Raw genomic sequence first — 20,720 nt, 5'->3', positions numbered from 1 at the left:
GCGCACTTCCATGATCGGGCCATAACAACAAACCCAGAGGGTTTACGCCCATGAGCGCTGCAGCGTCACCCGTGGATTTTACGGCCTGGATTGGCCGCACCGAAGAAGCCCAGGATCACCTGAGCGTGAACCTGATCAAGCGCATCGCGGCGACCTTTGGCGAGCCCACGCCCGCTGTCGGCGACCCGCTACCGCCGCTGTGGCAGTGGTGTTTTTTCCAGGAGCCGGTGTTCGAGGCGCAACTCGGCGGTGACGGCCATCCGGCCCGTGGTGGCTTTCTGCCGCCGGCGGACAATCGCAATCGCATGTGGGCCGGTGGCCGAGTCGAGTTCATCCAGCCGCTGAAAGTCGGCGCTGACGCCCATCGCCTGTCGACCATTCTGCACATCGAAGAAAAACACGGCCGCACCGGCTCGCTGCTGTTCGTAACGGTGCGCCACGATTACTCGCAACATGGCGAATTGTGCGTGCGTGAAGAGCAGGACATCGTTTACCGCGAACCCAATCCGCCGAAACTCAACAGTGGCGACGCGCCGGAGCAGGGCGAGTGGAGCGAGGTCATCGAACCGACGCCGACGCTGCTGTTTCGCTACTCGGCGGTAACCTTCAACGGCCACCGCATTCACTACGACTACCCCTACGTCACTGACACCGAGGGCTATTCCGGCTTAGTGGTGCACGGGCCGATGATCGCCACGTTCAACCTGCGCGCCTTCATTCGCGCCCATCCCGACAAGCGTGTGCGGCATTTCGCCTATCGCGGCGTGCGCCCGTTGAACGTGCCTGCGGCGTTCCGCGTCGGCGGCCGAATCGTCGAGCCGGGCAAGGCGCAGCTGTGGGCCGGTAATGACGCCGGCGTCGCCCAGAGTGCCGAAGTCGTTTTTGACTGAATCTTTCTTCTTTACAGCCCGGCGCGCCGATCCCATGGCCGCCGGTCGATGCGAGTGGACACCATGAATCCCTACGAAAACGAAGACCTCAATGCCATCCGTGACGGCGTGCGCGCGCTGTGTGCCCAGTTTCCGGCTGAATACTGGCGCAAGATCGACGAAGAGAAGGGCTTTCCGGAAACCTTCGTCAAGGCGCTGACCGATGAAGGCTGGCTCTCGGCGATGATCCCGGAAGAATACGGTGGCTCCGGGCTGGGCCTGGCGGAAGCCTCGGTGATCCTTGAAGAAGTGAACGCCTGCGGCGGCAATTCCGGCACCGTGCACGGCCAGATGTACAACATGTTCACGCTCTTGCGTCACGGCAGCGACGCCCAGAAAAGCTACTACCTGCCCAAGCTCGCCAGCGGCGAACTGCGTCTGCAATCCATGGGCGTGACCGAGCCCAGCACCGGCACCGACACTACCAAGATCAAGACCACGGCGGTGAAGCAGGGCGACAAGTATGTGATCAACGGCCAGAAGGTTTGGATCTCTCGCGTCCAGCATTCCGACCTGATGATCCTGCTGGCCCGCACCACGCCACTGGCCGAGGTGACCAAGAAGTCCGAAGGCATGTCGATCTTCCTTGTCGACCTGCGCGATGCTATCGGCAACGGCCTGACCGTGCAGCCCATCGCCAACATGGTCAACCACGAAACCAACGAGCTGTTCTTCGACAACCTCGAACTGCCCGCCGAGAGCCTGATCGGCGAGGAAGGCAAAGGCTTCCGCTACATCCTCGACGGCCTGAATGCCGAACGTACGTTGATCGCCGCCGAGTGCATCGGCGACGGCCGCTGGTTTATTGAAAAGTCCGCCGCCTACGCCCGTGATCGCGTGGTGTTTGGCCGCCCGATCGGGCAGAACCAGGGCGTGCAGTTCCCCATTGCCGAAGCGCACATCGAAATCGAAGCGGCGGACCTGATGCGCTGGCGTGCCTGCGAGGAATACGACAGCGGCAAGAACGCCGGTGCCAGCGCCAATATGGCCAAGTACCTCGCAGCGAAAGCATCCTGGGAAGCGGCCAATGCCTGCCTGCAAACCCACGGCGGGTTTGGCTTTGCCTGCGAGTACGACGTGGAGCGCAAATTCCGCGAGACCCGTCTGTATCAGGTCGCGCCGATCTCCACCAACCTGATTCTTTCCTACGTCGCCGAGCACCTGCTCGACCTGCCACGCAGCTTCTGAGGACGCCGACATGAGCCATACCCAGGCACTGGCGGGTTTCCTCGCCGAGCTGACCTACGAGCAGATTCCCGGCGTCGTGCTGGACCGCACCGAAGACCTGTTCCTCGACTGGATCGGCTCGGCGCTGGCCAGCCAGGGCGCGCGGCCGATTCCGTTGTTCGAGCGCTACGCCGAACGCATGGGCCCGCAGCAGGGCAAGGCGAAGATTCTGGTCAGCGGTCGCGGCACGTCGGCGTACTTCGCCGCGCTGGTCAACGGCGCGTCTTCGCACCTGGTCGAGCAGGACGATCTGCACAACAGCTCGGTGCTGCACCCGGCGACCGTGGTGTTTTCGGCCGTGCTGGCGGCGGCCCAGGACCTCGGCAAAACCGGCCAGGATTTGCTGCTGGCGTCGGTTGCCGGTTATGAAGCCGGTATCCGCATCGGCGAATTCATGGGCCGCTCCCACTACCGCATCTTCCACACCACCGCGACAGTCGGCACCCTTGCTGCGGCGGTGGGCGTCGGCAAGCTGCTGAATTTCGACAAAGAGCAGTTCATCAACCTGCTGGGCACGGCGGGCACCCAGGCCGCCGGGCTGTGGGAGTTTTTGCGTGACGCGGCCGATTCCAAGCAGCTGCACACCGCCAAGGCCGCCGCCGATGGCCTGCTGGCGGCGTACCTCACCGGAGAGGGCCTGACTGGCGCACGCAATATTCTCGAAGGCGATCAGGGCATGGCGGCGGGGATGTCCAGCGACAGCGATCCTGCGAAACTGTCCGATCGCCTCGGCAGCCGCTGGGCGCTGGTCGAGACCTCGTTCAAGTTTCACGCCTCATGCCGCCACACCCATCCGGCGGCCGATGCCTTGCTGCACTTGATGCAGCGCGAAGGCCTGCGCCATGGGGAGATCGCCAAGGTCGTGACCCGGGTTCATCAAGGGGCCATCGATGTGCTCGGCCGGGTCGATGTGCCGCAGACCGTGCACCAGGCAAAGTTTTCCATGGGCGCGGTGCTCGGGCTGATTGCGGTTCACGGCAGCGCGCAATTGATCGAATTCCGCGACCTGGCCCTGACCGATGCCGACGTCGCCGCCTTCCGCGAAAAAGTCACGATGGAGCTGGACCCGGAGGTTGACGGCGCTTATCCAGCGCGCTGGCTGGGTCGGGTGATCGTGACCACCACCGATGGCCGCACCCTTAGCGCCGGCATCGATGAGCCGAAGGGCGACCCGGGCAACACCCTGTCGCGTCCTGAGCTGGAGGACAAGGTTCAGCGCCTCCTGGCGTTCTCCGGCGCACGCACGGTGGAGCAGGGCACGGCGTTGATTCAGCGGGTCTGGCAGCTACGCGATGCGCAGGATTTGGTCACTTTGATCTAGGGCGAACGCCAACCCTTGTAGGAGTGAACTTGCTCGCGATTGCAGTGTGTCAGCGCCATCAGCCCTGACTGACAAAATGCTAGCGCGAGCAAGCTCACTCCTACAGGGGATTTGAAGAGGTTTACGAACATGACTCAACAAAACCCGCGTCCTCTGGACGGCATCACCGTCGTCAGCCTTGAGCACGCCATCGCGGCGCCGTTCTGCACCCGGCAACTGGCGGATCTCGGCGCCCGGGTCATCAAGATCGAGCGGCCCGGCGTCGGCGATTTCGCCCGTGGCTACGACCAGCGCGTCGACGGACTGGCCTCGCATTTCGTCTGGACCAACCGCTCCAAGGAAAGCCTGACCCTGGACCTCAAGCAGGCCCAGGCCGGGGACATTCTGGAGTCGCTGCTCGCCAAGGCCGACGTGTTGGTGCAGAACCTGGCGCCGGGCGCCGCTGCACGTATGGGCTTGTCGTTCGAAGCCCTGCACGAACGCTTCCCGCGCCTGATCGTCTGCGACATTTCCGGCTACGGCGAAGGCGGGCCCTACGAGAAGAAGAAGGCCTACGACCTGTTGATCCAGAGCGAGGGCGGCTTTTTGTCGGTCACCGGTGGCCCCGGCGACAACGAGATGGCCAAGGCCGGTTGCTCCATCGCCGACATCGCTGCCGGCATGTATGCCTACACCGGCATACTGTCGGCGCTGATGCTGCGGGACAAGACCGGGGTGGGCAGCCGCATCGACGTCAGCATGCTGGAAAGCCTGGTGGAGTGGATGGGTTACCCGATGTACTACGCCTACCACGGCGCGCCGCCACCGCCACGGGCCGGTGCGTCCCACTCGACGATCTACCCCTATGGCCCGTTTCCCACCGGCGGGGGCGGCACAATCATGCTGGGCCTGCAGAACGAGCGCGAATGGGCGCTGTTCTGCGAGAAGGTTCTGCTTGATCCGGAGCTGGCCACAGACGAGCGCTTTTCGGCGAACTTCAAGCGCTCGGAGAACCGCGAGGCGCTGCGGCAGATCATCGTCGATGGCTTCGCGTCCTTGAGCGTCGATGAGGTGGTTGCCCGTCTGGAAGACGCCCAGATCGCCAACGCCCGGGTCAACGACATGCAAGGCGTCTGGGACCATCCGCAGCTCAAGGCGCGTGATCGATGGCGCGAAGTCGACAGCCCGTCCGGCCCGCTGCCGTCGCTGCTGCCGCCAGGCCACAACACCGCGTTCACACCGCGCATGGATGGCGTGCCGGGATTGGGCCAACACACCGGCAGCATTCTTGGCGAGCTGGGGTTTTCGACTGAAGACCAGGCGCGGATGGCAGCGGGCGGAGTGGTCTGAGCCTCTACATTGCCGCGCGGGCCTATCGTCCGCGCTTGCAACAGTAGGCGCGCGCTTTGCCGCGAAATGGCCGCAACATCCGCCACATCTTCTGCGGATGGAGGGCAGTCATTGCGAGCAAGCGCCCACAGCGTCGGGATGACACCTTTTTTCAGGAGCTTCAACCATGCCACAAACCATCATCCGCTCCGCACTGTTCGTCCCTGGCAGTCGCCCCGATCGTTTTGCCAAGGCGCTGGCGGCGGGCGCTGACGCGGTGATCGTCGATTTCGAAGACGCCGTTGAAGAGCCCCTCAAGCGCCAGGCGCGGGACAATCTTGCGGCCTTTTTAAGCGATAACACACAAGCTTCAGTGTGGGTGCGGGTCAATGCGCCGACCCATGCTGAGCATGCGGACGATCTGGCGTTTTGCGAGCAATACGCGGGCGTCGCCGGCGTGCTGCTGCCGAAGGTCGAAAGCGCTGCTCACGTCGCGGCTGTCTGGCAGACAGGCAAGCCGGTCCTGCCGATCATCGAGAGCGCCAAAGGCCTGCTGGCCCTGGAGCAGATCGCCCGTTCTCCGGGAGTTGAGCGTTTGTCGTTTGGCGGGCTCGACCTGGCGCTGGACCTGAACCTCAACAGCGGCACCCACGCCGCGCAGACGTTCCTCGATCAGGCGCGGATGTCCGTGCAATTGCATTCGAGGGGCGCCGACCTGTTGCCACCGCTGGACGGCGTTCACCCGGCCATCGGCGACCCACAAGGCCTGCATCGCGCCATTCGCCACGCCTACGACATGGGTTACGGCGGCGCGCTGTGCATTCATCCGGCGCAGGTGCCGGTGATTCATGCCGCCTTGGCCCCCAGCACCGATGACCTGAACTGGGCGCAAAAGGTGATCAATGCCAGCGCAGCGGCCAAGGGGGCAGGTGCGTTTCAGCTGGAAGGGCAGATGGTCGACGCGCCGGTGCTGCTCAGGGCTCAACGGTTGCTGGCGTTGGCGACGGGGTGAACCGCGTTGACTCGAGGTTTAACGCATCAGGGCGTTCAGCTAGCCCGAACGCCGGCTTACACAAATGCTGATTCTCTAAACACCGGGGCATCGTCATCGTGGGGTTGCACTATGCTCATGCACTCCACCTGCTCCTTCAAACATAAGCTCCTACAAGAATAAAAAGGTGATATCGATGTTGAAGCTGACCAAAGCGCTTTTCTGCGCGGCCGCGGTGTCTGTGGCCAGCCTTGCACAGGCCGCTGACCCGATCACGATCAAGTTCGCCCACGTGGTGGCGGAAAACACGCCGAAGGGGCAGGGTGCGTTGCTGTTCCAGAAAATGGTCGCCGCCGATCCGGCCTTGAAAGACAAGGTCAAAGTCGAGGTCTACCCGAACTCCTCGCTGTTCGGCGATGGCAAGGAAATGGAAGCCCTGCTGCTCGGCGACGTGCAGATGCTCGCGCCGTCCCTGGCGAAATTCGAGCAGTACACCAAGAAAGTGCAGATATTCGACCTGCCGTTCCTGTTCAACGATCTTGCTGCCGTCGACCGCTTCCAGCAGGGGCCGCAGGGCAAGGCGTTGCTGACCGCGATGGACGACAAGGGCATTCACGGTCTGGCGTATTGGCACAACGGCCTCAAGCAATTGTCCGCCAACAAAAAGCTGGTTGAGCCAAAGGATGCCCGTGGCCTGAAATTCCGCGTGCAGGCGTCCAGTGTGCTGGAAGCTCAATTCGTCGCCCTGCGCGCCAACCCACGCAAGATGAGCTTCGCCGAGGTCTATCAAGGCCTGCAGACCGGCACCGTCAACGGCACCGAAAACACCTGGTCGAACTACGAAAGCCAGAAGGTCAACGAGGTGCAGCCGTTCTTCACCGAGTCCAACCATGGCCTGATCGATTACATGGTCATCACCAACTCCAAGTTCTGGAACGGCCTGCCGGCGGACGTGCGTGACGAACTGCAGAAGATCATGGATCAGGTCACCGTCGAAGTGAACAAGCAGGCCGAAGCGCTGAACCAGACGGCCAAGCAGAAAATCATCGATTCCAAAACCAGTGAAATCGTGACGCTCACCCCTGAGCAGCGCGCGAAATGGCGTGAAGTCATGAAGCCGGTCTGGGACAAGTTCTCCGAGGAAATCGGTGCCGACCTGATCAAGGCCGCCGACGATTCGAACAAGGCGCCTTGAGCCCTTCAGTCCCTTCTCGCTACAGACCGTGACGGCCCGGCGGCCACCCATGTCGTGGGTGGTCCCCCTTCACGGCCGTCTCTACACCCGGCTAGGTTCGGCTTCGTTCGGAGAATGCTTATGCACCCGCTGACGCGACTCTGGGAGCATCTGGAGGAGGGCATCATTGCCTTTCTGCTGGCTGCCATGACCCTCGTGACTTTCGTCTACGTGGCGTTGAACAACATCTACACCCTGTTTTATTCCCTCAGCGATCAGTGGGCGGTGAGCAGCGACTTCTTCGCCGCCATTGGCGACCACCTGATGGGCTACGCCCAAGGCATGACCTGGAGCGTGGCGCTGACCAAAGCGCTGTTTGGCTGGCTGATCTTCTTTGGGATTTCCTACGGCGTGCGCACGGCGGGCCACCTGGGCGTCGACGCGCTGGTCAAGAAAACCAGCAAGCCGGTCCAGCGCATTCTGGCGATGCTGGCCTGCGCCTGCTGCCTGGCCTACGCCGGTCTGTTCCTCGTCGCCAGTTACAAGTGGGTGTCGGCGCTGTTCATCGCCGGCATCGGTGCCGAAGACCTGGATCGTTACGGCATCAAGGTCGCGTACATCGCCGTCATTGTGCCGATCGGCTTTGCTCTGGTGATCGCCCGGTACCTGGAAATCCTCTACCGCATTTGGACGCACCGCCAGACCGGGTTGGGTCTGGCCGACGAAGCGGCTGAAGCGAGCAAACTCGCCAACCCTGCCGAGGAGCAGCACTGATGACTGTTATCTGCCTGTTCCTGCTGCTCTTCGTTTTCATGTTCCTAGGCGTGCCCATCGCCATTTCCCTGGGCTTGTCCGGCGCCGTTTCGATCCTGCTGTTCAGCCCTGACTCGTTGAGTTCGCTGGCGATCAAACTGTTCGAAACCTCCGACAGCTACACCTTTCTGGCGATTCCGTTCTTTCTCTTGTCCGGCGCCTTCATGACCACCGGCGGGGTGGCACAGCGACTGATCGACTTCGCCAACGCCTGCGTCGGCCACATTCGCGGCGGCCTGGCGATTGCGGCGGTGCTGGCGTGCATGCTGTTCGCGGCGCTGTCCGGCTCATCGCCCGCCACCGTTGCAGCCGTGGGTCCCATCGCCGTCGCCGGCATGGTGCGTTCCGGTTACCCGAAGGCATTCGGCGCGGGCATCATCTGCAACGCCGGCACGCTGGGCATTCTGATACCGCCTTCCATCGTGATGGTGGTGTACGCCGCCGCAACAGAAACCTCGGTCGGCAAGCTGTTCATTGCCGGTGTGGTCCCCGGGATTCTGCTCGGCGTGATCCTGATGGTGGTGATCTACATCGTCGCGCGGGTCAAAAAGCTCCCGGCCCAGCCTCGGGTGACCTTTCGCCAGTGGCTGCACACGGCGCAACGGGCGTTCTGGGGCTTGATGCTGCTGGTGATTATCCTCGGCGGGATCTACAGCGGGATGTTCACCCCGACGGAAGCAGCGGCGGTGGCGGCGGTCTACTCGGCGTTCATCGCGCTGTTCGTCTACAAGGACATGAGCTTCAAGGACTGCCCGAAGGTGCTGCTGGAATCAGGGCGCCTGTCGATCATGCTGATGTTCATCATCGCCAACGCCATGCTGTTCGCCCACGTCCTGACCACGGAGCAGATCCCGCAGCAGATTACCGCGTGGGTCATCTCCGAAGGGCTGACTCCGATCGGCTTCCTGATCATGGTGAACATCGTGCTGTTGGTCGCGGGCAGCTTCATGGAGCCGTCGGCAATCATCCTGATTTTGGCGCCGATCTTTTTCCCGATCGCGATGAAACTTGGTATCGATCCGATTCACCTGGGTATCGTCATGGTGGTCAATATGGAGATCGGGTTGGTCCACCCTCCGGTGGGGCTGAACCTGTTCGTGACGTCTGCGGTGACAGGTCTGACGTTGGGCGAGACTATTCGTGCGGCGCTGCCGTGGTTGTCGATCCTGCTGGTGTTCCTGTTGCTGGTGACTTACGTGCCATACATTTCGCTGGCGCTGCCGAACTGGTTGGGGATGCCATAAGAGATGGGGCTCGTTCTTAGAGCCACATCAAGATCAAGATCAAGATCAAGAGCTACGGCGGTCTGCCTAAGGGCAGACATTTCGCCTTCGGCGAGTTACTTGGAAAAGCACCCCAAGTAACCAAGGGTGCTTGCTCTCGGTTTGGCCCGACTTCGTCGGGTTCCCTCACTCCGACGACGCTACGTGGGCCCGCGCCGAACGGACATCCATGTCCTGACGGCGCTCTCGCCGCATCCATGCGGCTCGGCCCACTCCGCGTCGTCTGCGTTCGGCCTGCACCAAAGTCGCGATTGGCGGTGTTTGAGCCTCTTGTGTATGAAGATCAAAAGCAGATCAAGAGCAGATCAAGGACAGAGCACAGGTAGGAGGTGCTATCAACAAAATTGTTGGCGGCTGGGCTTGCCTCTTCCCGGCTAAAGCCGGTCCCACTAAAGCAACGGGTGCAGTCAGTGGGATTGACTCCGACTGTAGGACCGGCTTCAGCCGGGAAGCTTTTGCTTTTGATCTTCGTACGCAGAAAGTCCAGACACCGCCAATCGCGACTTGGGTGCAGGCTGAACGCAGGTTTCGTGGAGTGGGTCGAGCCGCATGGATGCGGCGAGAGCGCCGTCAGGGCATGGATGCCCGTTCGGCGCGGGCCCACGGAGCGAGGCCGGAGTGAAGGAACCCTGACGAAGGAAGGGCCAAACCGGGAGCAGGCACTTTTGCTTACTTTTGGTGCTTTTCAAAAGTAAGTCGCCGAAGGCGAAACCATCTGCCCCCAGGCAGATGCTCTACTAACTTTGGGCCAGACAAAAAATCCGCGCTGTCTCTGGGAGAACAGCGCGGATCTTTAATCACTCAATCAATGCACAAACAGTGCAATCAAGATAATGATCGGGATTGGGATGCCGAGGAACCACAGAAGTAGTGAACGCATGATGACTCTCCTTAATCAGCGAATGCTGGAAGTAGTGGAATAAGCACGGGTTTCGACATACGTCACTGCATCACGACGACGACCACCCCAGATAGCGGCAAGGCTTGCCACGAACGCACCGCACAGCAGCGAAACGAAAGTCCACAGCGCAGCGGTTGCAGCGGCCTTGGCGGCAGCATCGGCAGCTTGCTGGGCTTTCAGCTTGGCGTCAGCCACAGCTTGTTTGGCCTGAGCGTAAACCTGATCAACGCGCGCCTGGGCATCGGCCTGACTCAAGTTGGTACGCTGAGCGACCAGCTGTGCCAGGTAGGTGCGGTCTTCCGAAGCCAGTTGACCATCGTTGGCCATTGTCTTGGTGAAGATACGCACCACAACACCGTGGGCCGCATCATCGCTAACAGCAGCAGGGCGGTCATCGCGGAACAGCGAATCGATGTAGTAACCGTATTGGTCACTGCTGGTATTGCCGGCTGCAGAACCAGCGGCAGTGGCGGCAGTACCGGCAACGCCCGCTACCGCAGTGGCGCCGGCTTTCACGCCGCTTCCGACGACGCCGCTGACAGAGCCAACGACCAGCACGGCAGCTACCAGCGTCGCGACAGCCCAGGACAGGAAGCCGTGCGCGGTGTCACGGAAATAAACTTCGTCGCCGTGCATGTTGGCCCATTTGACGCGCAGTCGGCCTGCGAGATAACCGCCGAGACCGGATGCCACGATTTGCGTCAGCGCGAGCCAGACGACCGTCGAGATACCGATTGTCTTCGCGCTGGCGCCTTCGTTGGCCCAGGGCGACATCGCCGAAAAACCAAGGCCCGAGCCCAGCAAAATCAGGATCAGCGATAAGGCAGCGGCGCCGGCAGCGCCAGCAAAGATGGCACCCCAGGACACGCCCGAGACCGAGGAGGATTCTTCTACAGCGGCAGGATAAGAATCAGGTGAGACGTTCATTGTGCTGCTCCGTGCGAATGATGTTGTGCTTCTCCCCATTACGGTGCACTGCCTGTGCCAATCGCTTACCCAGATAAAAACGTAACAAAATCAATGACATAAAGAATTTGATCGCAAATGTTGTCGTGCAAAATGCATGAGTCACTAGAGCGGGCGGAGGCGTTCTGCCCGGTGAGGGTATTTCCATGACTGTCAGAGGTTTGCGACAATCTTCTGCGGCGGATTCAGGCCATTTGCAACATTTCGGCACATTCATGCTTGGATGGTGTCTTATACCGTCAGCTCTACGGGATGACAGTTATAGTCCGCCCACGGCCCCTGTTTCTTCGAGAGGTAACTCACCATGTTTATCCATCGCCCCCTGGAAGAAAAAGACGTTCCGTTCATCTGCGACATGCCCCAGAGCATTGATGAGCTGTTCTATATGTTCCCCAAGGCTGTTTTCCCGCTGACCCCGGAGCAGCTCAACGAATCCATCGCCCAGCGTTCGGACAACACGGTCATCGAGCTGGACGGCCAGGTCGTGGGATTCGCGAACTTCTCCCGCTACGATTTCAGAGGCCGTTGCTCAATGGGCAACGTCATCATTGATCCGCGCTTTCGCTCCAAAGGCGTTGGCCGCTACATGATCGGCTGCATGATGGAACTGGCCTTTGGCAAACACGAAGCGGCGGAGTTGACCGCTTCCTGCTTCAACCATAACGTCCCCGGATTGCTCTTCTATCCCAAGCTCGGCTTCAAACCCTTCGCCATCGAAGAGCGTCAGGACAAGAAAGGCGCGCGCGTTGCCCTCATTCATCTCAAGTTGCCACGCAGCTAATCCCAGGGATCGGTAAATGACGTCGCTCGTCGGGCCTTTGACCCTGTCCGACGGATGGCCAAGACAATGTAGCGCCTATTAGTCCGGCGATTGCGCCCGTTAAAGTGTGAACGGGTCGAGTTCTACCAGAGTGAATCGATTTACCTCCGCATCCCTGCAGCTCAGGATCTGAAATGAGCGCGATAAAGGCTGTTTGCTTCACTTTGGGCTGCGGCGTATAAGTTGAATATCCCTGTTTGCCAACTGGCGAATGGTGGCCCGGGAAACATTTCCCTCGTGGTGTAAACGGTTATTTATGGTCAGGCGAGCGGCTGAAGGCATCACCCAGTCCTGCCTGTGGAGGATTGAAGATGATTGCCTGTACGCTCTCCAAGCTTGAACTGCGCAACATTATAGAAAGTGCGTTTCTGCCCCTGCGTTGCAACTGCACGGTGATAGAGGATCGAATGACGGTTGAAGTCATCGACCCTGCCACTCAGCGCGTCGAGTTGTTCGCTTCCAATATTGCTCTGGACTCGCTCGATAATAGCCACGCCTTGTGCGTACTTATCCGTGACCTTCAGGCCGAACTCGTGAAGGCCAGGCATTACGCGCACGCGCTGGCGAGTTGAGCGCAGGGCTCTAGCAATAATCACCGTTCCGCCTTATGTTGGTCTGCATCGGCCACGGCGGCCAGGCGGGACATTGAGGATTTGCATGGCGTACGCGCAACCCGAGATCGATGCAGTACCAGAGCACAACCGAGCGGCGCCAGCGCGCCGCCGTCGCAAAGTAATGATCGGCGTCAGCTGCCTGCTGGGCATTGTTGTGGTTGGCGCTGCGTCGATCATCACGATGCTGGAGCGGCTGGAAACGCGGAACGCCAGCTTCAGACCGCCGATGACGTCCCTGGAGCGAGAGCAACTGCTGCCACCGGAGCCGGTGCTGCAAATCAAGCCTCAGGTTGAAGGCCTGCGCTACGGGGCCGACGTGCTGCCCGTACGTCAAGGTGCGGGCGGGGACGCCACTGCACTTGATACAGCGCCGACCTCTGCGGCAGTGCTGCCTTTCATCCCTCCGACCCTCGCCATTCCTCCCAACGTGGAGCCCCGGTCCGGCAAACCCCTTGGGATCGCTCAGGCCGTGCACGTCCACAACGGCGCGCAGTAGCGCGATCGTTTTCAATGCGTCCGGTGGAGGTGCTCATTCTCGAAGAGCAGCTTGTAGTGCTCCTCGCCGTTGTCTTTAACCGCATAGTGCTCACGAACGGGCCCCGCCTCAATGCGGCCGTCCATCGCAATGCGAATGATCGATGACTTGGGCAAATAATCCGGCACGTCACCGAGGATAGTCAGCTCGCGCAAGCTGTGCCCATCATGCTCTACCGTCGCGAGACGTACTCGGCAGGTCGCCTGCATCGGGATAGGTCCGAACAGTGTGTCCCGCGAATAATCAATTTCGGCGATGCTGGATCGATCGGTTTTATCAGCATTCATAGGTCACCTCTCTGTCCTTGGGAAAGTGCTTACACATCACAATGGAGGTACGACAGGGCCGAATAGTTCTCAGCTGGCCATACCAAAGTATCCCATTCATCGGATCCGGCAGGGTTCCCTTGCCACTGCAGACAGCTCAATTCCCCTAAGAAAATGAATAATTCTGGCGTCAATAAATGCTGGGGAATATTAATGATCATAGAAAAGTACGAGCAATAAATGACTCGAGGCGGTTTCATGTTGCGAACAGAGTTAGTTAATACCGTAGCGACCCGCCATTCACAGTTAAATTGCGAGGGGCGGTTATTTTATAAATCCATGGGCTCAACATGGAGCGCCGAATTGATGACGTCAAAATAAAAATTACGATCTAAATCAGTTAGTTACATCTACTATCGATCAAAATCCCCTTTGTCTCGTAAAATTGACACTTCGGCGGTTCTTTGCAACTATCACTTTACGTTTTCGACTTCGCTGAATCGCGCTTAGTGCAAGCGCCCGGCACTTCTTATTCCAGGATAAATCCGTTCAGGTGCGCGATGAGTTTGGCGGTAGCGTCCCTTGGGGAAAACTGACAACAGGCGGCACGGACAGTCGGATCGACGGAGCTTCAGGCAGGGTGTACCTCCCTTAAAGCAGCGTTCCAGAGCCTGCGCCGAATCAATTGACCCGGGTCGATGCGCCTGTTGTCACTGCCGCCAACGTGTCGCTCCTCATTGCGGTGTTCATGCCTGCCAGATCTAGTCATTCAGTAACAGCTCATTTTTTTCAACTTGAAAGTTCAGGCATCGTCTCAGCGATAGCGGTTGAACGCGCACGGAAGTGCGGATGTTCATAACGCAGGCGGCGATACGGTAACGACCCAGCGTGGAGTGACAATTATGCAAGGAGATCATCTGGAAACCGTTTGCGGTTGTGTAGTGGGAGGTGCCGGACCTGCAGGAATGGGGCTGCTGTTCAACGCATTGAAAAGCGGCGCCATGCCAGAACTGGCCAAGGAAGGTTTAATCATTGTCGACGCAAGTCCGACGCCGGGCACGGGTCGTCTGGGCGATTACCGAATCACCGCCAACTCGGTGGGCGATGTGTTTCTGGATTGTCTGCGCGACCCGGCGCTGCGTGATGTATTTGAACCCCTGGAACATTCGCCCGCCTACTGGCGCATCCGACACCAGGCGCAAAGCGCGCCGCAGTTGGCGGACGTCGCTGAACTGCTGGCGGAAGCCTCGACGCTGGTGCTCGACTTTATCGTCGAGCACTATGGCGTGAAGTTGTGGAGCAGCACGACGATCACCGAGATCGTGCGCGAAGACGATGAGTATCAGGTGTGGGTCGAGTCAGATGGCCGCAGTCGGCGTATTCGCAGCCGCGCAGTCGTCCTCAATCTGGGCGGCTGGCAGGACCCGCAGCACCTGCTCGACAGCTTGGCGGATCAAGGCCTCGCGGTGCCACCTTCGGCGCGGATCGAGAGCGCCGACGCGCTGCTGAGAATGAACGCCGTGCAGTTGCGCCACCTTTTTGCGACGACCCTGGCGGCCAAAGGGCGGGTATGCGTCGTGGGGGCTCCCACAGCGCGTTCTCAGTGCTGGAAAACCTGGCCGACGCGCTGGAGTTTGCCGGCCTGGAGGAGGTGACGCTGGTGCACCGTTCGCCGATTCGTCTGTTTTACGAAACTGCTCAGGCCGCGCTGGATGCGGGCTATGCGTTCGATGCGGCGAGGGATGTCTGCCCGGTGTCGGGTCGGGTCAACCGCTCCGGCGGTTTGCGCTACCGGGCGCTGGACGTGGGCCGTGAAGCCCTGTCCAAGGGCCAGATCGGCAAGACCGGCGTGCGCGTGCAGTTGCTGCAAACCCATCAGGGCCCGGCCGATCAGTTGGAGCGAGCGCGTCAAGCGCTGGCGGAAGCCGAGATTGTCGTGCAGTGCACGGGCTACCAACCGGTGTTGCCGGCCTTGAGCCACGCCGGTGGCGAGGCCATCACGCTGATGGAGGTCAAGGGCGGGCTGGATTCCGACCCGTCCGGCTGTCCGCTTGATGCCAGCGGTCAGCGCCTGCACGGCCTGCACCTGTTCGGTCTGGGGGCAGGGCTGGGGGTTGATCCGCGATTGGGCAGCGAAGCGTCTTTTGATGGCCGCATCTACGGCGTCTGGCAGTTCCATCACGACGCCAGTGGCGTGGTAATCGACTCGGTCCTGACCCGCTTGCAAACCCCGGCCGTGCAGCCTGTTCCTGCGGCGCCGCGACTGGTGTCCAGTCGCAGCGAAGAACGTCTGCCGTTCCTCTGGCCCGTGCTGGCCAACGCGCAATCCTGACTCTCCTTGCAGCACTTGTATCCCGGCGCACCTTTGTTTTGGTGCTCCGGGATTTTTTTGCCCATGATTCAACTATAGAAAATATATGTTGGCCGCCATATAAGCAGTTAGCCAGAGTCCCGCGGCTGATCTATTCTGCTTGCCCGACCCTCGACGTTGCATCGAACAGGAACTGACCAATGCGGATTTTGATGGTGGGCGCGGGTGCGATCGGCGGCTATTTCGGCGGCCGATTGCTGGACGCCGGGCGAGACGTGACATTTCTGGTGCGCGAAGGGCGGGCGCAAGAGCTGGAGCGTGACGGACTGATCGTGCGCAGCCCGCTCGGCAACATCGAATACCTGTCGCCGCCGCAGGTCATGGCGGCGATGCTGGATACGCCGTTCGACCTGATCGTCCTCAGCTGCAAGGCCTACGACCTCGACACCGCCATGGAATCTTTCGCGCCAGCCGTCGGCCCGGACACCTTGATCCTGCCGCTGCTCAATGGCATGGCGCATCTGGATCGGCTCGCCGAGCGGTTCTCTCCCGCAAACGTGCTCGGCGGTCAATGCCTGATCTCGCTGGATCGTGATGCCTCCGGCGTCATCCTTCACTTGAACGACACCAACCAGCTCTCGTTTGGCGAACGGGACGGTGGGTTGACGCCGCGCATTCAGCAGGTCGCCGATGCGCTGGGCAATGCAGGATTCGACGCGGTCCTGAGTGAGCAGATTACTCAGGAGATGTGGGAAAAATGGTGCTTCATCGCGACCGGGGCCGGCATTACCGGGTCGATGCGGGCGAGCATCGGCGACGTGGTTGCCAGTGGCGGAGAAGGGCTCATTCTGAAGCTGCTGGACGAGTGTGCCCGAGTCGCGGAACACGCCGGACACCCGCTGCTCAGTGAAACCCGCCAACGGTTCGAGAAGATGCTGACCACTCCCGGCTCGAAGATGACTGCCTCGATGCTCAGGGACATCGAGCGCGGCGCGCCGATTGAAGTGGAGCATGTGTTTGGCGAGCTGATTACCCGTCGGCCAGGCGCCGACAGGTCACCTGCAGATTCTCTGTCGGCACTCGATTACGTGTATCTGCACCTGCGCACGTATGAGGCGCGGCGGCTCACGTAACAGGCTCACGTAAAAGGCTCGGGGAGCAGGCGTAGGTCACTTTCCCGGAGTGTGCGTCGCCAGCTCCATGATCATCCGCGTCAACAGGTAAATGCGCGGCGACACACTGTCGACTTCCGCATATTCCTCGGGCGTGTGAATGTTGCCGCCAACGATGCCGAAGCCGTCCAGCGTCGGCACACCGACCCCGGCCGAGAGGCTCGCATCGGCCGCGCCGCCGCTGCCCTCTATGGTCAGCTTGCGGCCGATCTCGCCGTAGATGCCCTGAGCGATATCGACCAGCTTGTCGGTTTCCGGCGTCTGCGGCATGGGCGGCAAGCCGCGCTCAAGACGGGTCGTCACTTGGGTGTCCGGGATCAGTTTGTCAGCTGAGACACGGGCCAGATCCTTCTCGATACGATCAAACTCCTCCGGCACGGCGGCGCGGACATCGGCCTTGGCGGTGGCTTGATCCGGTATCACGTTGGTGCGATCGCCGGCGTTGAGCACGGTGAAGTTGATCGTGGTTTTCTTCTCGGCATCGCCGAGTTTGCCCAGTTGCAGGATCTGATGTGCCGCCTCCATGGCCGCGTTGCGCCCCAGTTCCGGCGCGACGCCGGCGTGAGATGCCTTGCCCTTGACCTCAACCACGGCGGTGGCGCTGCCTTTGCGCCAGATCACCAGGCCGTCGGCAGGGCGTCCCGGTTCCAGGTTCAGGGTCACATCGTGCTGTTTGGCGACCTTTTGAATCAGCGCCGTAGCGGCGGCCGAGCCGGTTTCCTCGCTGGCGTCCAGCAGGAAGGTAATCTGCGCATAGTCCCTGAAGTCGAGCTTCTTCAGAATCTTCAGCGCATAGAGCCCGGCAACGATGCCGCCCTTGTCGTCCATCACCCCCGGCCCGTAGGCACGACCGTCCTTGATATGGAATGGCCGGGCGGCGGCGGAGCCTTCCTTGAATACGGTGTCCATGTGCGCCATCAGCAGAATCTTCGCCTTGCCGGTGCCCCTGAGCGTCGCGACCACATGCTGGCTCTTGTCCGGCGCGGTGTTAGGGACCATTTCGATAGTCGCGCCCAGCGCCTTGAGCTGCGCGACGACGATGTCACGCACCTGGGTCAGTCCCGGCTCATAGCCGGAGCCCGAATCGATATTGACCAGTTGCTCCAGCAGCTTCAGCGCTTCGTCCTTGTATTGCTCGGCATCCGCCTGGACCTGTTTGTTGGGCTCGGCAAAGACAGGCGCTGCCGCGGAGAAGGCGATACCGAAGGCCAGAGCGCTGGCGAGAAGAGAACGGGAAAACGGCGAGGTCATGGTCGATCCTTGAAATGGCATGAAAAGGGTTCGACCGATACCCTAGCCCGTTGTACAGGATCGTGCATGTCAAAACGCGTTATTCACATCGGCAAAAACGCCGAACCTTTAAGCTGGGCTACCCTCAACATGCCTACATCAGTCATCAGAGGAGAGGCATCCCATGCCGGTTAAGCACGATTTGTACGCGGACCTGAGCGTTACCAAAGAAGAACTCGCCAAGCTCAAAAGCGGCGACGCGAAGCTCAATGCCCTGGTCGAGCACTACGATGAGCTGGACATTCAGATTGTGAGCGCCGAAGAGGCGGGCGATATTCCCGATGACGAATTGAAAAAACTCAAGGAAAAACGCCTGCAGGCAAAAGACACCATCGCCAGCCACCTGAACACGGCGGGCTGATCGGGTTAAACCGGTTGATAACTAAAAACGGCCGATCTCTTATGGAGGTCGGCCGTTTTAGTTGGCGATACCGGATGTCTGACAACTTGTCGCGACATCCGGAAGTGCATCGTCCGATACGCAGATTCTCTGCATTCGCTCACGCTTAGTTATCAGCGAAGCTGACTTTGATGGATCCAAAGTGCGGACGAAAAAAACGGCGCCTTGTCAGTCGCCGTCGCCGATCTGTCAGCACCTGATGGCCGCTGACAGTTATCGAATAAGCATAAACCGGTGGGCTTATTGCGGATCCTGGTCGGTTGCAGTTTCGGCCTTGATGCGTTTGTAGATTTCTTCGCGGTGTACGGAAACATCTTTCGGGGCGTTGATCCCGAGACGGACCTGGAGGCCCTGAACGCCCAGAATGGTAACGGTGATGTCGTCACCAATGTTTATGCTTTCGCCGACTTTACGGGTGAGTATCAACATAATCTTTTCCTTGATGGCCTCATGAAGCGCCTCTGCCGGGAGGCTGGCGTGAGCCTTTGGGTGATGGTAATTGCCGATTGCATCCAAATGCGGTCATCAGTATGACGCCATTGGTACGATTTTAATTCCCCAGGTTCATCGTCTCGTCACAGTGAGCGTCGCTCCTGGGGCAGAACGGCATGGGAATCTTGCCTGATGCTGGCGGTAATTTCCCGTACGAATCGGCTATCGCATTGATAGCCGGATTCAGAGCGGCGCCTATTCCACACTCCTTTGCCCTTTATTGCAAAGAACTCGTAGCGGCCGGCGATGAAATTTTCATTAGATTGCCTCGTACGAGTTCTCTGGGAGGAGTGTAGGAGACTTCCTAAATGAGTACCGGCAAAACGCCGTAACTTTAATCGAATTGATGACGGGATGTGTGAACGGTTTTGTATCAGGCCCGGCTGGACTGCACCGAAGACTCAGGTGGCGTCATCAGCAGAGCGGTGGTGAGCGCTTTGAGTGGGTCAGAAATGACATGCCCACCGTAGAGGTGGGCATGGGAACAGCGGCAAGGATCGCAGCGTCAATTTGCCGCGATCAACCCATCAGACCACCATCGATAACAGCATGATCAGGATGATGCCCACGACCGACAGGATGGTTTCCATCACGGTCCAGGTTTTCAGCGTCTCGGACACGGTCATGTTGAAGTACTGCTTGACCAGCCAGAAGCCCGCGTCGTTCACGTGGGACAGGATCAGCGAACCGGCACCGGTCGCCAGTACCAGCAGCTCACGGTTCACGCCCGGCACCATGCCGACCACCGGCGCAACAATCCCGGCACCGGTGATGGTGGCGACGGTCGCGGAACCGGTAGCGATACGGATGACCGCAGCCACCAGCCACGCCAGCAGAATCGGTGAGATCTGCGCCTGCACGGCCATGTGGCCGATCAGGTTACCGACGCCACTGTCCACCAGCATCTGCTTGAAACCACCGCCGGCACCGACGATCAGCACGATTGCGGCGACGGGCGCCAGGCTCTGGTCGAGCAGCTTGATGATGTGGTCGCGGCTGAAACCACGTGCCGAACCAAAGGTGTAGAACGCCAGCAGCAGGGCAAACAGCAGGGCAGCGATCGGGTGACCGATGAAGTCCATCCAGATGCGGAAGATGTGACCGGCTGGCAGCGCGACGTCGGCGAACGTCTTGAGCAGCATCAGAAACACTGGCAGCAGGATCGTCACCAGGGTAATCGCGAAGCTTGGCAGGTTCTCGTTGGTCGATTCCTTGGCAATCTGGTCCATCAGCTCTTTAGACGGGTTGCCCGGAATGTGCTTGGCAATCCACTTGCCGTAGATCGGGCCGGCGATGATGGCGGTCGGGAACGCAACGATCAGACCGTAGAAAATGGTCTTGCCGATGTCTGCGTTGAAGATGCCGATGGCCAGCAACGGACCCGGGTGCGGAGGCACCAGGCCGTGTACGGCCGACAGACCTGCCAGCAGCGGGATACCGATCTTGACGATGGACACGCCGCTGCGACGGGCAACGATGAACACCAGCGGGATCAGCAGCACGAAGCCGATTTCGAAGAACAGCGGGATGCCCACCAGAAACGCCGAAAACATCATGGCCCAGTGCACGCGGTCCTTGCCGAAGCGACGGATCAACGTCTGGGCGATCTGGTCAGCACCGCCGGAATCGGCCATCAGCTTGCCGAGCATGGTGCCCAGGCCAAGAATGATGCCGACGAAACCCAGCACGCCGCCGAAACCGTCCTGGAATGATTTCATCACTTTTTCGACCGGCATCCCGGAGGTCAGCCCGAGAAAACCTGCCGCGATGGTCAATGCTATAAAGGGGTGGACTTTGAACTTGGTGATCAAAAGCACAAGGCCAATGATGGTCACCAACGCATCGACCAGCAGATACGTGTCTTGAGTCATGCCGAACATGGGGGTGTCTCTCCGTTGTATTTTGTT

General features: G+C 60.2%; 18 protein-coding genes and 1 pseudogene. 14 read left to right on the top strand and 5 right to left on the bottom strand.

Annotated features, from left to right (window positions below; all coding sequences use genetic code 11):
- The first annotated feature begins 50 nt into the window (after positions 1 to 50).
- The 8 genes from JN403_RS20780 to dctM all read left to right on the top strand — a co-directional run bounded on the left by JN403_RS20780 (position 51) and on the right by dctM (position 9,007).
- Complete coding sequence (locus JN403_RS20780; protein ID WP_205484088.1) at positions 51 to 890, top strand: MaoC family dehydratase N-terminal domain-containing protein; 840 nt, start codon at positions 51 to 53, stop codon at positions 888 to 890.
- 63 nt (positions 891 to 953) lie between these two features.
- On the top strand, positions 954 to 2,117 hold the full coding sequence (locus JN403_RS20775) for an acyl-CoA dehydrogenase family protein (RefSeq protein ID WP_205484087.1): 1,164 nt from the start codon (positions 954 to 956) through the stop codon (positions 2,115 to 2,117).
- Between the two features lie 10 nt (positions 2,118 to 2,127).
- Positions 2,128 to 3,477, top strand: coding sequence for an MmgE/PrpD family protein (locus tag JN403_RS20770; RefSeq protein WP_205484086.1), 1,350 nt, complete (start codon positions 2,128 to 2,130; stop codon positions 3,475 to 3,477).
- 129 nt (positions 3,478 to 3,606) lie between these two features.
- Positions 3,607 to 4,806, top strand: a complete 1,200-nt coding sequence (locus JN403_RS20765) for a CaiB/BaiF CoA-transferase family protein (RefSeq protein ID WP_205484085.1) — start codon at positions 3,607 to 3,609, stop codon at positions 4,804 to 4,806.
- 166 nt (positions 4,807 to 4,972) lie between these two features.
- Positions 4,973 to 5,797: a CoA ester lyase gene (locus tag JN403_RS20760; protein ID WP_205484084.1), complete on the top strand. Its 825-nt coding sequence runs from the start codon at positions 4,973 to 4,975 to the stop codon at positions 5,795 to 5,797.
- 175 nt (positions 5,798 to 5,972) lie between these two features.
- The gene (locus JN403_RS20755; RefSeq protein WP_122537934.1) at positions 5,973 to 6,971 is read left to right on the top strand and encodes a TRAP transporter substrate-binding protein; all 999 of its coding nucleotides are present in this window, start codon (positions 5,973 to 5,975) and stop codon (positions 6,969 to 6,971) included.
- 120 nt (positions 6,972 to 7,091) lie between these two features.
- Entirely contained in the window at positions 7,092 to 7,724 is a 633-nt protein-coding gene (locus JN403_RS20750) for a TRAP transporter small permease (protein ID WP_122537936.1), read from the top strand.
- Positions 7,724 to 9,007: a C4-dicarboxylate TRAP transporter large permease protein DctM gene (dctM, locus tag JN403_RS20745; protein ID WP_205484083.1), complete on the top strand. Its 1,284-nt coding sequence runs from the start codon at positions 7,724 to 7,726 to the stop codon at positions 9,005 to 9,007. Before JN403_RS20750 ends, dctM begins: the two co-directional genes overlap by 1 nt.
- Before the next feature lie 934 nt (positions 9,008 to 9,941).
- Here dctM and JN403_RS20740 read toward each other — a convergent pair.
- Positions 9,942 to 10,874 carry a hypothetical protein gene (locus JN403_RS20740; RefSeq protein ID WP_205484082.1) on the bottom strand — a complete coding sequence of 311 codons (933 nt, stop codon included), beginning with the start codon at positions 10,872 to 10,874 and terminating at the stop codon, positions 9,942 to 9,944.
- Between the two features lie 343 nt (positions 10,875 to 11,217).
- On the opposite strand from JN403_RS20740, the gene JN403_RS20735 reads away from it, so the two are divergent.
- The 3 genes from JN403_RS20735 (at position 11,218) to JN403_RS20725 (ending at position 12,843) form a co-directional block, all read left to right on the top strand.
- Positions 11,218 to 11,694, top strand: a complete 477-nt coding sequence (locus JN403_RS20735; RefSeq protein WP_205484081.1) for a GNAT family protein — start codon at positions 11,218 to 11,220, stop codon at positions 11,692 to 11,694.
- A gap of 350 nt (positions 11,695 to 12,044) precedes the next feature.
- A complete protein-coding gene (locus JN403_RS20730) occupies positions 12,045 to 12,305 on the top strand; it encodes a DUF1652 domain-containing protein (RefSeq protein WP_205484080.1) in 261 nt (86 codons plus the stop codon).
- 85 nt (positions 12,306 to 12,390) lie between these two features.
- Positions 12,391 to 12,843 (top strand): hypothetical protein, encoded by a 453-nt coding sequence (locus tag JN403_RS20725; protein WP_205484079.1) that lies wholly within the window; start codon positions 12,391 to 12,393, stop codon positions 12,841 to 12,843.
- A gap of 11 nt (positions 12,844 to 12,854) precedes the next feature.
- Here JN403_RS20725 and JN403_RS20720 read toward each other — a convergent pair whose 3' ends face one another.
- Positions 12,855 to 13,169 carry a hypothetical protein gene (locus JN403_RS20720; RefSeq protein WP_205484078.1) on the bottom strand — a complete coding sequence of 105 codons (315 nt, stop codon included), beginning with the start codon at positions 13,167 to 13,169 and terminating at the stop codon, positions 12,855 to 12,857.
- Between the two features lie 881 nt (positions 13,170 to 14,050).
- Between JN403_RS20720 and JN403_RS20715 the strand changes: the two are divergent.
- Positions 14,051 to 15,480, top strand: a pseudogene (locus tag JN403_RS20715) (pyridine nucleotide-disulfide oxidoreductase).
- Between the two features lie 179 nt (positions 15,481 to 15,659).
- Positions 15,660 to 16,592: a ketopantoate reductase family protein gene (locus tag JN403_RS20710; RefSeq protein WP_205484077.1), complete on the top strand. Its 933-nt coding sequence runs from the start codon at positions 15,660 to 15,662 to the stop codon at positions 16,590 to 16,592.
- A gap of 36 nt (positions 16,593 to 16,628) precedes the next feature.
- On the opposite strand, the gene JN403_RS20705 is transcribed toward JN403_RS20710, so the two are convergent.
- The gene (locus JN403_RS20705; RefSeq protein ID WP_205484076.1) at positions 16,629 to 17,882 is read right to left on the bottom strand and encodes a M20/M25/M40 family metallo-hydrolase; all 1,254 of its coding nucleotides are present in this window, start codon (positions 17,880 to 17,882) and stop codon (positions 16,629 to 16,631) included.
- 163 nt (positions 17,883 to 18,045) lie between these two features.
- Between JN403_RS20705 and JN403_RS20700 the strand changes: the two genes are divergently transcribed.
- Complete coding sequence (locus tag JN403_RS20700) at positions 18,046 to 18,282, top strand: DUF465 domain-containing protein (protein ID WP_122537956.1); 237 nt, start codon at positions 18,046 to 18,048, stop codon at positions 18,280 to 18,282.
- Positions 18,283 to 18,561: 279 nt separating this feature from the next.
- On the opposite strand, the gene csrA is transcribed toward JN403_RS20700, so the two are convergent.
- A complete protein-coding gene (gene csrA, locus JN403_RS20695) occupies positions 18,562 to 18,750 on the bottom strand; it encodes a carbon storage regulator CsrA (RefSeq protein WP_122537958.1) in 189 nt (62 codons plus the stop codon).
- A gap of 590 nt (positions 18,751 to 19,340) precedes the next feature.
- Complete coding sequence (locus JN403_RS20690; RefSeq protein ID WP_205484075.1) at positions 19,341 to 20,693, bottom strand: GntP family permease; 1,353 nt, start codon at positions 20,691 to 20,693, stop codon at positions 19,341 to 19,343.
- Positions 20,694 to 20,720 lie beyond the last annotated feature (27 nt).

Origin of the sequence: Pseudomonas sp. 15A4, assembly GCF_016925575.1 — a bacterium.
GTDB lineage: Bacteria > Pseudomonadota > Gammaproteobacteria > Pseudomonadales > Pseudomonadaceae > Aquipseudomonas.
This window is presented reverse-complemented; position numbering and strand designations above follow the sequence as displayed.